This is a genomic window from Arsukibacterium sp. (assembly GCF_018402695.1).
Classification (GTDB): domain Bacteria; phylum Pseudomonadota; class Gammaproteobacteria; order Enterobacterales; family Alteromonadaceae; genus Alishewanella.
Genome location: NZ_JAGYIM010000025.1, coordinates 17,462 through 31,754, shown reverse-complemented (window position 1 = coordinate 31,754; position 14,293 = coordinate 17,462). Strand labels below are relative to the sequence as shown.

The 14,293-nt window shown below is 49.5% G+C and carries 12 protein-coding genes; 4 read left to right on the top strand and 8 right to left on the bottom strand.

Translation table 11 applies throughout. The annotated features are described in order from the left end of the window. Positions 1-37: 37 nt before the first annotated feature. The 8 genes from KG631_RS18125 to KG631_RS18090 form a co-directional block, all read right to left on the bottom strand. On the bottom strand, positions 38-943 hold the full coding sequence (locus KG631_RS18125; RefSeq protein WP_214001065.1) for a porin: 906 nt from the start codon (positions 941-943) through the stop codon (positions 38-40). A 279-nt stretch (positions 944-1,222) separates the two neighbouring features. Next, positions 1,223-2,008: a phosphate ABC transporter ATP-binding protein PstB gene (gene pstB, locus KG631_RS18120; protein WP_214001064.1), complete on the bottom strand. Its 786-nt coding sequence runs from the start codon at positions 2,006-2,008 to the stop codon at positions 1,223-1,225. A gap of 131 nt (positions 2,009-2,139) precedes the next feature. Continuing rightward, a complete protein-coding gene (pstA, locus tag KG631_RS18115; protein ID WP_214001063.1) occupies positions 2,140-3,516 on the bottom strand; it encodes a phosphate ABC transporter permease PstA in 1,377 nt (458 codons plus the stop codon). 18 nt (positions 3,517-3,534) lie between these two features. Further along, positions 3,535-4,932, bottom strand: a complete 1,398-nt coding sequence (pstC, locus tag KG631_RS18110; RefSeq protein WP_214001062.1) for a phosphate ABC transporter permease subunit PstC — start codon at positions 4,930-4,932, stop codon at positions 3,535-3,537. 169 nt (positions 4,933-5,101) lie between these two features. After that, positions 5,102-6,130, bottom strand: a complete 1,029-nt coding sequence (locus KG631_RS18105) for a substrate-binding domain-containing protein (protein ID WP_214001061.1) — start codon at positions 6,128-6,130, stop codon at positions 5,102-5,104. A 139-nt stretch (positions 6,131-6,269) separates the two neighbouring features. Beyond that, positions 6,270-7,901, bottom strand: a complete 1,632-nt coding sequence (locus KG631_RS18100) for a methyl-accepting chemotaxis protein (protein ID WP_214001060.1) — start codon at positions 7,899-7,901, stop codon at positions 6,270-6,272. A gap of 130 nt (positions 7,902-8,031) precedes the next feature. Continuing rightward, entirely contained in the window at positions 8,032-8,253 is a 222-nt protein-coding gene (locus tag KG631_RS18095) for a hypothetical protein (protein WP_214001059.1), read from the bottom strand. 220 nt (positions 8,254-8,473) lie between these two features. Beyond that, positions 8,474-9,187: a PhoU domain-containing protein gene (locus KG631_RS18090; RefSeq protein ID WP_214001058.1), complete on the bottom strand. Its 714-nt coding sequence runs from the start codon at positions 9,185-9,187 to the stop codon at positions 8,474-8,476. A gap of 162 nt (positions 9,188-9,349) precedes the next feature. Here KG631_RS18090 and KG631_RS18085 point away from each other — a divergent pair, with 162 nt between their 5' ends. The 4 genes from KG631_RS18085 (at position 9,350) to KG631_RS18070 (ending at position 14,272) form a co-directional block, all read left to right on the top strand. Next, positions 9,350-9,694: a metalloregulator ArsR/SmtB family transcription factor gene (locus tag KG631_RS18085; RefSeq protein WP_214001057.1), complete on the top strand. Its 345-nt coding sequence runs from the start codon at positions 9,350-9,352 to the stop codon at positions 9,692-9,694. A gap of 19 nt (positions 9,695-9,713) precedes the next feature. Next, a complete protein-coding gene (locus tag KG631_RS18080) occupies positions 9,714-10,724 on the top strand; it encodes an ArsJ-associated glyceraldehyde-3-phosphate dehydrogenase (RefSeq protein WP_214001056.1) in 1,011 nt (336 codons plus the stop codon). Positions 10,725-10,726: 2 nt separating this feature from the next. Next, the gene (gene arsJ, locus KG631_RS18075; RefSeq protein WP_214001055.1) at positions 10,727-11,962 is read left to right on the top strand and encodes an organoarsenical effux MFS transporter ArsJ; all 1,236 of its coding nucleotides are present in this window, start codon (positions 10,727-10,729) and stop codon (positions 11,960-11,962) included. Between the two features lie 396 nt (positions 11,963-12,358). Further along, positions 12,359-14,272, top strand: coding sequence for a GGDEF domain-containing phosphodiesterase (locus KG631_RS18070; RefSeq protein ID WP_214001054.1), 1,914 nt, complete (start codon positions 12,359-12,361; stop codon positions 14,270-14,272). The last annotated feature ends 21 nt before the right edge of the window (positions 14,273-14,293 follow it).

Genomic DNA, 14,293 nt, shown 5'->3' with positions numbered 1-14,293 from the left:
ACGCCGGTCACTGACCGGCGTTTTTATTGGCAACAGCTTAAAACTTGTGTTTGATGCCGACGGCCAGGTAATCGCGGTCCGGCGCTGCCAGGTCCAGATTAAAGCTACTGTACCAGGCAAACAAAGTAGTATTTTTACCGGCTTTATAATCAACACCAACACTGACTGCGTCGTCATCTTCCAGTGTCTGATACTGGGCTTTTAACTCGGTTTTACCCAGCGGGTAAGCTGCGCTGACTAACCAGCCATCCTGCTCCAGGCCGCTGACAATATTTTCCTGGGTATGATACATAGCACCCAGTTTCACGCCTGATACTTTTGTCTGAGCATGGGCCCGCATCGCATCAAACCCAGCCACATCAGAATCGACGGCAATAGCAGCGTAGAAATTACTGTCTTTCAGGCTGTCATCACCATAATAGACTGCTGCAGAGAACGCGTCTTCAGCATCTGCCGCGTCTTCCATAACGTAGGTTAAGTGCACACCAAAGCCATTAAACGTTGGGGTGTAATAGGTTACAGAATCGCTGGCCCGCACTTCACCGCGCCATAAATTCTTTACGTCTGCTTCATAGTCGCTGAACAAATCAATTTTGCCCTGGGCATCTTTTAACGCCGTATCATGCCGGCCCAGCCGTACTTCACCGAAATGGCCTTTTAAACCAATATACTGGTTACGTGAGGTAATGTTATCACCATCCCCAACATCAGCCAGGTCTACGCCCCACTCTACCTGATACACCAGTGTTAAACCGTTATCCAGTGCAAAATCACCTGTTAAACCAAAGCGTGAACTGTTGCTCTTTAACTCAGAAAAGCGGCCTTCGCCTTCATCGCTGGACTGGGCTGAGACATTTAACTGACCATACACCGTTACCGGATCGGCCTGCACTGTTGTCGCCGCTGCCAATGCCATTGCTACTACTACCGCTGATCTTTTCATATTCTGCACCTGAGTTAGTTCTGCTCTGATAACTGCTGCCGCACTCATCACCACACTTCTTGACGGCCGCTATAATATTGCCATTTTATGACAGTTAGATGACAAAGTGGCACTTTTATGACTTTTAAATGATGCTTTTATGACTTACCGCAACTAAAATGCCGCTATATTTAAGCAAAAGTATTTATCAAATTAAGCAGATAGCCAGCTTTAATTGCAAATAGCCATAAAAAAAGGAGCCGCAGCTCCTTTTTTTACTAGAGAGGGGTTACCCCAGGCTTAACCATAACGACCAGTAATATAGTCCTCGGTTCTTTTATTCTTCGGGTTGGTAAAGACTTCGTTGGTGGCACCAATTTCGATTAAATCACCCAGATGGAAAAACGCAGTGCGGTCTGATACCCGTGCCGCCTGCTGCATATTATGGGTAACAATAACGATGGTAAAGTTTTGCTTCAGCTCATCGATCAGTTCTTCAATAATTGAGGTAGCGATAGGATCCAGTGCCGAGCAAGGCTCATCCATTAAAATAACATCCGGACTGACCGCGATACTACGGGCAATGCATAGCCGCTGCTGCTGACCACCTGATAAGCCGGTGCCAGGCTGGTCTAAGCGGTCTTTGACTTCATTCCATAAACCTGCCCGGCGTAAACTCGACTCCACCACATCGTCTAATTCGGATTTACGGCTGGCCAGGCCGTGCAGGCGGGGGCCATAGGCAATATTTTCATAGATTGATTTTGGAAACGGGTTTGGCTTCTGGAATACCATCCCTACCTGCGCCCGCAGCTGCACCACGTCCAGCGACGGGTCATAAATATCGCGACCATCCATTTTAATGCTGCCAGTCACCCGGCAGATATCAATCGTATCGTTCATCCGGTTCAGACAGCGCAAAAACGTTGACTTGCCACAGCCTGACGGGCCGATAAAAGCGATAACTTCATTTTCAATAACATCAAGGTTAACGCCATGAATTGCTTCATTGTCGCCGTAAAACACTTTGACGTCGCGGGCTGTCATTTTTACCTTGCCGCTGCTGTTGGTCTCAATTGCTGTCATCGCTAAATCCGCCTTAATTACACCGTGTAAGGTTACATCGTGTTCGGTTAATTTTAAAATTTGTTCAGTTACTCTCCCGGGCGTTACCGGAATAGTTATCTTATGCTGGCAGCACGGTTTAGCCGCAACGCTTACCAGCGTTTCTCATACTTTTTACGCAGCCATATTGCCAGCGCGTTTAACGACAACATTAACGCCAGCAGTACGATAATAGCGGCAGAGGTCCGGGCTTCAAAAAAGTTGCGCAGCTCGTTACCCTGCCACAGGAAAATTTGCACCGGTAACGCCGTTGACTGCTCAAACGGCCCGGTTGGCACCTGAGCCACAAAGGATTTCATACCAATAAGTAACAGTGGCGCTGCCTCCCCAAGCGCCTGGGCGACGCCCAGAATAGCGCCGGTCAGAATGCCTGGTACCGCCAGTGGTAATACATGGTGGAAAATTGCCTGCATCTTCGACGCGCCAAGGCCCAGTGCAGCCTGACGGATAGACGGTGGTATGGCTTTCAGGGTGGAACGGGTGGCGATAATAACGGTGGGTAATGTCATTAAGCTTAATACCAGACCGCCGACAATGGGCGCCGAAATAGGCAGGTTGAACCAGCCAATAAATACCGCCGCCCCAAGCAAACCAAATACAATGGACGGCACCGCCGCCAGGTTATTGATATTCACTTCGACCAAATCGGTAATTTTGTTCTTGGGAGCAAATTCTTCCAGATAAATAGCGGCTGCAACGCCCATCGGCACAGCCAGAAAGATCACCACCAGCATCATATACAGCGAGCCCATAAAGGCGCCGGCCAGACCGGCTGAGGCCAGTGAACTACGCGAATCCGGGTTCATAAACAAGGCGAAGCTGAAGCGGTTTTCAATAATACCCTGCTCAGACAGCATCGTTACCCACTCCCGTACTTTCGGGCTCAGCTGCTGTTGCGAGTCTGGCAGGCTACGGTCAATGTTGCCTTTTAACCAGACATCGATATTCGCATCGGTTAGCAAGTGTACGGTTTTGGTCTGGCCAATAATGGCCGGATTATCAATAACCATATCGCGCAGGGCATAGCGCTCACCAGAGGTCACAAGTCGTGCGGCATGACGCCGATTTTGGCGCTCTGATGCTTCTGGTATCACCTTATAAAGGCCGTCCAGAATTAACCGGTTAAAGTTGACCATTCCCACTTCCGACCGCCATTCAACGTAGCGTTGCCGGAACGCATTTTCAGTCTCATCCGGCTGCTGCACCGGTTTATCACTGATTTGGATAATTTCCGGGTCAAAGTAAATATCCAGGGTTATGGCCGATTGCCAGAACGCGGGTAAGCCCTTGGCGAAGATATTGATAAACAAAATAGCTACCAGGGTCAGGCTGATTAACACCGCGCCCAGACCAATACTTTTGAACACCTTTTCCTGGCGATGGCGCCGATTAAGCGATGCTGCAACTTTTTGCTGGGTTTTACTCAGCGGCGCAGGGTTAGCTGCTGCTGGTTCTTTCGCTGGGTTCATATTCATCTCAGTCATAAGTTACTCGTATTGTTCCCGGTATTTACGCACGATCACCAGTGCCACTACGTTCAGCAGCAGGGTAATAACAAATAACGTTAAACCCAGCGCAAAGGCCACCAGTGACTGCGGACTGGCAAAGTCATTGTCGCCGGTTAACTGATTGACGATAGTCACGGTAACGGTTGATACCGCCTCAAAGGGGTTCGCGGTCAGCGTCGGGCTGTTACCGGCAGCCAGTACGACGATCATGGTTTCGCCAATTGCCCGGCTGGCGGCCAGTAGAATGGCACCAACAATACCGGGTAATGCCGCAGGCAGCACTACTTTACGCACGGTTTCAGACTTGGTTGCGCCCAGCCCGAGCGAGGCATCACGCAAGGCTTTCGGCACCTGAGTGATAATGTCATCAGACAGGGAAGAGATAAAAGGAATAATCATAATGCCCATTACCACCCCAGCAGTCAGAGCAGATGTCGCCCGGATCGTCAGGCCGATACTGGCGCCAAAATCAGCCAGAAAGGGCCCTACCGTCACCAGCGCAAAAAAACCATATACTATAGTGGGAATACCGGCCAGCACTTCAATAACGGGCTTAGCGGTAGCCCGGAATTTAGCCGGGGCATATTCCGCCAGATAAATAGCAACCATCAGCCCCAGTGGAATAGCCACTAGCAGGGCAATAACCGCCACCAGCATAGTACCTGATAACAGCGGTAACAAACCAAAACTGCCCTGACTCCCGGTCAGTGAGCCTTCACTGACGCCTGTTGTCGAAAAGCGGGGGTTCCAGGTGGTACCGAAGAAAAAATCTGCCGGCGGAATAAAGCTGAAGAACTTAAAAGTTTCTCCCACCATCGACAGCACGATGCCAATAGTGGTTAAAATAGCCACCGTAGAGCAGATAATCAGCACGGCTTTAACGGTGCGCTCAATCTGATGCCGGGCGCGCAATTGCGGTTGAATGCGTTTATAACTGAAAAACAAACCTGCTGCGGCTATCGCTGCTATCAGGCCGGTTAACAGTAAGGCGCTGCTGCTTTTTAGCTGCTGCATGTAGGCTGCTGCCGCCAACTCCCATTGCTCCGCTTCAGCCACTACGCCAAAATTGGCAGCCAGGTTACTGATGCGGCGCATAATAACATCGGCATTCATGCCCTCTGCGGCCAGCGCTTGCTCAGGCAACTGGGCGGCAACCATATTACTGATCACGCCGGGTGACAGTAGGGTCCACAGCACCAAAATAAAGAAAGCAGGAATAACCGCCCACAAGCCAACCATCATGCCGTAATGATGCGGCCTGGAGTGCATTTTTTGCTGCGGGTTAACTGTCGCCACCTTGCGACTGCGCACCATGCCAAGCTGATAGCCGACCGCCATCAACGCCAGCAGCAGTACAATTAACGAAAAATTACTCATGCTTGCTCCATTCGCCAATCCGGATTATCCCACAGGGGACATACTTCTATAATAAGCCGCGCAAGCTTAACGCGTCCATATTGCAGTTTTATTACAACCACTGTCACATTACTGAAATAAAAAAGAGGACCATCCGGCCCTCTTCGTTACTTTATCATTACTTCAGCCGTTACAGCGATTTTTTTGCCCGAATATTGGCCAGTATAGTCGCTCTTTCATCATCATCCAGCGGAATTAAGCCTGCCGCTTCCAGCGGGCTGCCAAAACCTGACGCAGCATCTGAGACAAAGTACTCAGCAAACTCTTTTAAGCCCGGAATAACCCCAAGATGCTCACCTTTTACATAGAAGAACAGTGGCCGTGACACCGGGTACACACCGTCGATAATATTATCAACGGTCGGTTCAATATCATTTACTGTCGCCACTTTAATCCGGTCGCGGTTGGCTTCATAGAAACTCAGGCCAAATACCCCAAGGGCATTTTTCTGAGCCTGCAGCCTGGCCAGAGTTTCCGTATAATCACCGGCAATTTCCACCACGCTGCCATCGGTACGCATCGCTAAACAAAAGTTATTTTGCTCTGCTTTTGGTAATGCCTGTACTTCTGCGAAGGTTTTACAACCATCTAAAATTACTTTTTCTTCGTAAACTTCACGGGTGCCGTGATTTGAACCCGGAATAGCCAGTAAAATGGCCTGATCTGGCAACGACTTATCAATTTGCTGCCAATTGGTATAAGGGTTCGCTACCATTTTACCATTCTGTGGTACTTGCGCAGCCTGGGCCAGGAACACATGTTCAGGTTTTAACTTGAAAATGCCGGCGTCGATGCGCGAGGCAAATACAATGCCATCGTAACCAATCTTAACTTCGATTATTTGTTTGACGCCATTTTCTTTACAGGCAGCAACTTCCGCCGGGCGAATTGCCCGTGATGCGTTAGCAATATCGATAGTATTAGTGCCCACGCCCTGACAGAATTGACGCAGACCACCTGATGAGCCACCCGAGCCCACTACCGGCGTCCGGAACTGCGCAAAGTTATTGCCAAACTCTTCGGCCGCAATAGAGGCAAAAGGCAGTACTGTTGATGAACCCGCTACCTGCACGGTATCACGATTGGCATGCGCTTGCCCTGCAAACGCCAGGCTGACGGCTGAAGCAACAATCAGTTTGGTAAGCTTATTCATTTTCATTTGATAGACCCTCGGCTAAAGATATACATTTAATGTAGACCATTATGCGATACTTTTATTGCAGTATTATGACAGCTAGATTAAGCGCCAACTCTTCATGTTCAGCATAATTTACCTTGTCGCTAACTGCCTGGCCTGGCTATACCTTAAATGCCTGACAACCGTCAGACAAGTGTTTAGCCAGTCTATGCAATTGCTCACTGGCATCAGACGAGCGCCCGGCCTCTATGTTCAGCTGGCGGATATCATCATTTAGCAGGGTAATGCTATCGGCAATAGCAGTGGCCACCTGTTGCTGTTCATCTGTCGCCACCGAAATTTCAGCATTTAACTGCACTATATGTTTTACCGCAGTGGCAATTTGCCGGAACATCTGATCAGTCTGACGTGCTTGCCCGACGCTCTCGCTGGCCTGCGCTGCCGCCTGCTCCATGGCCACTACTGCAGAATCAGCTTGTTGCTGTAATTGCGTTATCATGCTGCGGATAGATTCTGTCGCTTGCCGGGTATTAGCCGACAACATCCTAACTTCATCAGCCACCACAGAAAACCCCCGGCCCGCTTCACCGGCTCTGGCCGCTTCTATCGCCGCATTAAGTGCCAGCAAATTGGTTTGCTCAGAGATTTTCCGGATCACTTCCAGCACCCTGGATATCTGGGTACTATCCTGCTGCAACTGGCTGATCACGTGACTGGCCTGCAGCAATTTCTGCTCCAGTTGCTCGGTTGTTGCCATACTACTGGCCGCAACCAGACTACCATCATGGCTAAATTGCTCGGCCTGCTGCGCACGACTGGCAGCGCTACGGCCATTTTCCGCAACCTGGCGAATTGCCATGCTCATCTGTTCAATAGCTGCAGCAACCTGACTTACCTGTCCGGTTTGCCGGGCAGACCCACTGCTCACCTCGTCACTAACCGCTGACACCTGTTCTGATTGCTCATTTAACGCGACAGCACTACTTGCCAGGTTACGGATAAGTTCTGCAAAAGCCTGCAACATGGTATTCAGCGCCCTGGCTGCCCGGGCAATTTCATCTTTACCCTGATCATTGGCCCGTAATCGCAAATCAGATTGCTGCGCGACTTGCAGCACCAGCCGTTGTAATCCATTTAATGGCAACGAGACAGAACGCTGAATAGCAAACACCAGCCCGGCTATCGCTATGGTCAGTAACAAACCACCAAACAGGTATCCATTAACTAACTTGTCGGTAAAATTAACTGACTTATCCCTTACCGCAGCCGCAGCAGCAATTTGCTGCTGAATAAAAGCGTCGGCCAAATCAGTAAAAAGGGTTATCCGCTTTTCTATTTCAGCATTTATCGTCGACTCATTTAGAATACGCACCAACAGTGCGTCACTACCGGCAAAAGCCAGCCACTCCTGATACTGCTTTATAGCTCCGGCAAATGCCTCGTCCAGTGCCTGATAACCCTGTTCGTCCTCCAGCTGCGGCCGTTTTGCCGAAAAGTCCTGCCAGTGCTGCTCTGCCTGACCCAACTGCGCCAACACTGTTGTCCGGGTATTGTCCGCCGAAGCCCAACCGGTACGATACTTGCGGATCTCAATTAGCCCCTGTTGCTGCAATAGTTTCTGTGCACTCATTACATCAGACAAAATCACCAGATGCTGATCGTACAATTGATGAAATAATTTATCTTTAGTTTGGGCTGCCCAGAAACTTGCCACCAGCACAAAAGCCAGCAGCAGTAACGGTAGCAGGCCGAGTATTACAATTCGTTGGGAAATAGTGAGGTTAGACAACATAGTGGTATCTCAGACAGCTGACAGAGTTTACCGGCTGAGGATACCTCAGTTGAATGACGAATTAATGACACAGGCCTGAGACATAAAAAAACCCACCTGCCAGGTGGGTTTTACTGTTAAGCCAGCGGGCTTATTTTTCGTCTTTGCTTACCGCCACTCTTTTAGTCGGCGGGTTTAACCACACCACATGACCCGTATGGGGTGAAGTGCGGGTTAAGCTGTTTGCTTCAGTCAGGCGGTCGTTATCAACCACATAAGTGTATTGCTGTTTGCTCAGGCTGGAGCAACCGCTTAAACCGATAATAGCTATTGCTGCCAACGCTGTTACTAGGTGTTTGTTATTCATTTTCATTGCTGTACTCCTGCTACGTCTTACCCAGACTATAGTCAGGACAATGCCGGCTGTCTAGCATATTTTTATTACAGTTTAGTGACGGTTTGAAATATTTTTATATTTTTTTATGTTGTTGTTTTATAAGGCATTTTTAAAGTTTCAACAATAAGTAGACTGTCATAATAACGTCACCTATTTTATATATTTGTTAAATGTCATTTTTAACCCTGAATAGACCTCAGCGGGGACGCCGCGGTTGCAGTTCAACCCTCGATGACTGACCACTGCTGACTCTGCTCATAAATATAGCCTGCTGCGCCAGATTGGTGCTGTGCTCAGCAATGCGCTCCAGTGCTCTGGCAGCCCAGTTCACGCCTAATGCCGTATCGACCTGCGCAGCCCGATCGCTGTTATCAGTCAGATTGCTACGCAAAATGGCGCCGTAGCATCGATTTACCGTTGCAGCCAGACTGATCGCCTGTTCGGCCAGTACAGCGCTTTGCTGCTGCAGTGCTGTAAGAGCTAAAGCCAGCATCCGTCCAACCGGTTCGGCCAGGGTCGCAATGGCGGTCATTTGCTTTGCTGTGGGGGTATTTGCTGAATTTAGCAATGCCTGCTGGGCAATCTGGACGTTCTGATTGCAAATCTGTTCAATGTCACTTATCGCTTTTAACAGCGCCAACACCAGTCTTAAATCACGGTCACTGGATGTGTGACTTAACATATCAAGACAATGATCATCCATTACCACCTCGAAATCCTGAGCGCGCTGCAACTGATTTAGCACTTGCTGTGCCTGCCGCCTATCATTGCTCTGATATGCGTTCACTGCCTGTTCAAACTGCTGCAACGCCATATTGCTTACTGCGTGCAAGCGCTGCCGGGCCTGGGCCATTTCAGCACTGAAACCGGCCTGGCTGTTGTCGGCCCCTTTTGAGCTGCTATCTGCCATCACCTTTTTCCTGTGACAACCTTAATATTGCGGCATCTTAACGCTGCCACGGGTGACGGTAAAGCGCAGCGTAGCACTAACGTCTTTCTTAACGGCTACTTGACATATGGATAAATGAATATATGATTATTCGAATATTTTAGCCACCTGGTTTTCTCGCCTATGTTGTCACCTCTGGTATTTTATAAGGCACTTGCCGATGACACTCGCTTAAAATGCTTGCTGTTAATTACTCAGCAGCGAGAACTGTGTGTCTGTGAACTGATGACGGCGCTTGAACAAAGCCAGCCAAAAATTTCCCGTCATTTAGCGCAGCTGCGCAATGCCAATATCCTGGCAGATCGACGTAGCGGCCAGTGGGTATTTTATTCGCTGCACCCACAGCTGCCTGAATGGGCACAGCAGGTACTGCAACAAACACTGCTGGCCAACCAGCCCTATCTGGCGCCTTGCCAGCAACACCTCACTCTGGTTTCAGACCGGCCTGCTGCGCAAGGCTGCTGCTAACATTTAGAAGGAAAGCAACATGAGCATAAAAGTTGGTATTAACGGTTTTGGCCGGATTGGCCGTTTGGCGCTGCGCGCCGCCTTCGACTGGCCCGAGCTGGAATTCGTGCAGATTAACGACCCGGCCGCTGACGCTGCCACCCATGCCCACCTGCTGAATTTTGACTCGGTCCACGGGATTTGGCACCACAATGCCAACGCTGAAGGCAACACTATTGTGATCGAGGGTAAAACCATTAAGGTTAGCCACAATAAAGCCATTAGCGATACCGACTGGTCTGACTGCGACGTAGTCATTGAAGCCTCTGGCAAAATGAAAACCGTTGCCGTATTACAGGATTACCTGAAACAGGGCATAAAACGGGTGGTGGTTAGTGCACCGGTAAAAGAAGCCGGGGCGTTGAATGTCGTTATGGGCGTAAATCATCAGCTGTATGATAAGAACAAACATCAGATTGTGACAGCAGCCAGCTGCACCACGAATTGTCTGGCTCCGGTGGTAAAAGTTATTCACCAGCAGCTGGGGATTAAGCATGGCTCAATTACTACTATTCACGATTTAACCAACACCCAGAGCATTATGGACACCCCACACAAAGACTTACGCCGGGCCCGCGCTTGTGGCAGTAGTTTAATTCCCACCACTACCGGCTCAGCCACTGCTATTGTCGAAATATTTCCCGAGTTAAAAGGTCGCCTGAATGGCCATGCAGTAAGGGTGCCACTAACCAACGCCTCGTTAACTGACTGCGTATTTGAAGTTGAACGCGCGACGACAGCAGAAGAAGTGAATGCCATGTTTAAGGTTGCCGCAGAGGGCGAGCTTAAGGATATTCTGGGCTATGAAACCCGGCCATTGGTATCTATTGATTATAAAACCGACCCGCGCTCCAGCATTATTGATGCCCTGAGCACTATGGTAATTAACGGCACCCAGGTAAAAATTTATGCCTGGTACGACAATGAGTGGGGCTACGCTAACCGCACGGTCGAACTGACAAAAATGGTCGGATTGCAGGACCAGGCTTAATTATGGGATTGGCGACACTCTCACCGGCAGTACGCCAGTATTTACTGGTAACAGGCAACTACTGGGCCTTTACCCTGACCGATGGTGCGCTGCGGATGCTGGTAGTACTGCATTTTTATAGCCTGGGTTACAGCGGCCTGAGCATTGCCATGCTGTTTTTGTTTTATGAAGTTTTCGGCGTCATTACCAACCTGGTGGGTGGCTGGTTGGGCGCACGAATTGGTTTAAATAAAACCATGAACATTGGCTTGTTCCTGCAAATTGTCGCGCTGTCAATGTTGCTGTTGCCCGCTGAATATTTATTGGTACCCTGGGTCATGGCAGCCCAGGCTTTATCGGGCATTGCTAAAGACTTAAACAAAATGAGCGCGAAAAGCAGCATTAAAATGCTGGTTGCCGGCGAGGCGCAGGGCACATTGTTTAAGTGGGTCGCCTTGCTGACCGGTTCTAAAAACGCTTTGAAGGGCCTGGGATTCTTTATTGGTGGCTTATTACTGAGCTTGTTTGGTTTTCAGCTTGCTATCTTGTGTATGGTCATAATGCTGTTGCTGGTCTGGATATTAAGCTTATTAAAGTTAAAGCAGGATTTAGGCAGAAGCAGCGCCAAACCAAAATTCAGTGAAATGCTGTCAAAAAGCCGGGCCATCAATATTTTGTCCGCTGCCCGCATGCTACTGTTTGGCGCCCGGGATGTCTGGTTTGTTATTGCCCTGCCGCTATTTTTAGCCAGCCAGCTGGGTTGGGATCACTGGACTGTCGGCGGTTTTTTAGCGCTATGGGTCATCGGTTATGGCGGTATCCAGAGTCTCGCTCCACTGCTGCTGGGCAAGAGCAAAATACCGGATGGCAAAACCGTGACCCTGTGGGCGTTACTACTTTGCACGATCCCAGGGTTGATTGCCATCACGCTAACGGCCAACTGGCAAATCGAACTGGCACTGTTAGGTGGCTTACTGCTGTTTGGGGCAGTTTTTGCTATTAATTCAGCTGTCCACAGCTATTTAATAGTCAGCTATGCCAAAAGTGATGGCGTATCGATGGACGTTGGTTTTTACTATATGGCCAACGCGATGGGCCGGTTACTGGGTACGGTACTATCAGGCTGGCTGTATCAAACTTCAGGCCTGATAAGCTGTTTGTGGGTTGCCACTGTTATGCTGATCGTCACGGTATTTATTTCCGCCATGTTGCCGAAAATAACCAGAGATGATGACGCAGCCCCACAGGTCAGGCGATAACATTAGCCCGCGGCTGCCAGCAAACCGTGCTCAATTAGGGCGTGTTGACGTTTGCTGGTTAGATTTTGTTCGCTCTGGCGACGTTTTGATCGCGAAACAAGGAACGCCGTTTAGTTATTCTAAATAAGCGACGAGTGACAAAGAGCAAAACGTCGCCAGACGAACCCTACGGGCAGCGTATGGCTGGCATTTCTACTGCGTTATCGCTTGCTCATGTAGAATTACTACACATCACAAGCTCTGCCTTGTATAAATACCAGCCACTCAGCTGCAAAAACAACCACCAAACGTCAACACGCCCTAGCAACCGCTGCAATAAATCCTACCGGCAATTCGCGCAACATAAAAAATGCGACTACAGTAATGTAACCCGATAAATTTGTAGTATCGACGTTAATGCCGGATAACCCAGTACTCACAGAAACTGTCATTGTCAGCCAACCCAATCAGCTCCAAAAGCTGCGTACCAAACGCTTACTGCAAATAACCGGCCTTACCTTGTTTGGTCTGGTTTTAGCGGTTGCGGTGGCAGGCGGTACCACTAAGTGGGTATTGCTTGGCGGCTGCTTTGCCCTTGCTTTAGCGGCCCTGCTGGCGTATCAGCGTCAGATTGTTGCGGCTACCTACATCCTGTTATGGGCCATGTGTCTGATGTTGTCCGCTCTGGCTTTTATTTCAGGCGGCATTCGTGATCTGGCGCTGCTGGGGTATCCTGGCGTGCTGGTTTTTGCGGCAATGCTGGGCAACAGCCGGCTGTTTTTCTCGTTAATCAGCTTTATGCTGGCATTCTGCGCGGTGCTGACCTATCTGGCGATCAGTGGCATTGTCCAGCCGGTTATTCCAGCGATCAGTGCCGCTCACTTTGTATTTACAGGCGCGATTCTTATGGTTACCGGCGGCTGTGTGTATTTGTTGTACCGGGATCAGCAGCGCCTTATGCATTCGCTGCAAAGCGAAAACCACCGGGTAAAACAAAGCCAGGCGCATATTGAGCATCTGGCGTTACATGACCCGCTTACTGCCCTGCCTAACCGGGTATATTGTCAGCAACATTTCCAGCGCTTATATGGCGAATGCCTGAACAATGCGCAACGGCTGGCAGTCATATTTCTCGACTTAGATAACTTTAAGCCAGTAAATGATGCATTAGGTCATGCTGCCGGCGATTTACTGCTACAGCAACTGGCCCGGCGGCTGGAAAATCTGCTGAGTGAACACGATATATTGTGTCGTTTTGGCGGCGATGAATTTTTATTGCTGGTACCCGGCTTTGCCAGCAACGAAGCACTGGCCGCAAAAGCCAGTGCCTTACTGCAACAAACCACAGCACCATTTTTTATTATGCAAAATCAGATAGAAATCTCCGGCTCAGTGGGCATCGCTGTCGCGCCGGAGGATGGCAATGAATTCAGTGAAATATGCAAACATGCCGATATGGCCATGTTTCAGGCAAAAGCCGATGGTCGCAATGTGTATCGCTTTTATCACGACGAATTAAACAAAGCCAGCATCGACAAATTTAACCTGTTAAAGCTGATGCGCAAGGCATTAAAGAACAACGAGTTTCAGTTGTATTTTCAGCCCAAACTGCAGCTCTGCGACCAGAAAGTTATTGGCGCCGAAGCGCTACTACGCTGGCCGCAGGCCGATGGCAGTATGATTGCCCCGGATGAATTTATTCCGCTGGCAGAAAGCAGTGGCCTGATTGTTGAAATTGGTGAATGGGTCTTACAACAAGCTTGCCTGGCGTGCAGCCGCTGGCAGCAGCAAGGCTATAGTTTAACTATCGCGGTGAATTTATCCTACGTCCAGTTTCGGGATGGTAAACTGGAGCAACAGGTTCAACAAGCGCTTAGCGCCGCTGCACTGCCAGCCCATGCACTGGAAATGGAATTAACTGAATCGCTGTTAATTGGTGAAGGCGACAATATTGCCCAGCAACTAGCTGCGTTGCACCAACTGGGTATTCGTTTTTCAATTGATGACTTTGGCACTGGTTACTCAAACCTGGGCTATTTACGCCGGTTTAACGCCAGCCGGCTGAAAATTGATAAGTCGTTTATTATGTCACTTTGTGTATCTCAGCGTGATGAACCGCTGGTGCGGGCTATTATTCAGATGAGTAAAAGTCTGGGGCTGAAAACCGTGGCAGAGGGTATCGAAGACAGCGCCACCGCCGCGCAGCTGGCGCTGCTAGGCTGTGACGAGGGTCAGGGCTTTTACTGGGCCAGACCGTTACCTGAAACGGACTTTCTGGGATATGTCAGCGCCGAATTAATGAATGAGGCGAGAAAAGCAAAACCTGATTAAACTTTGCTGCGTATAGCCTGT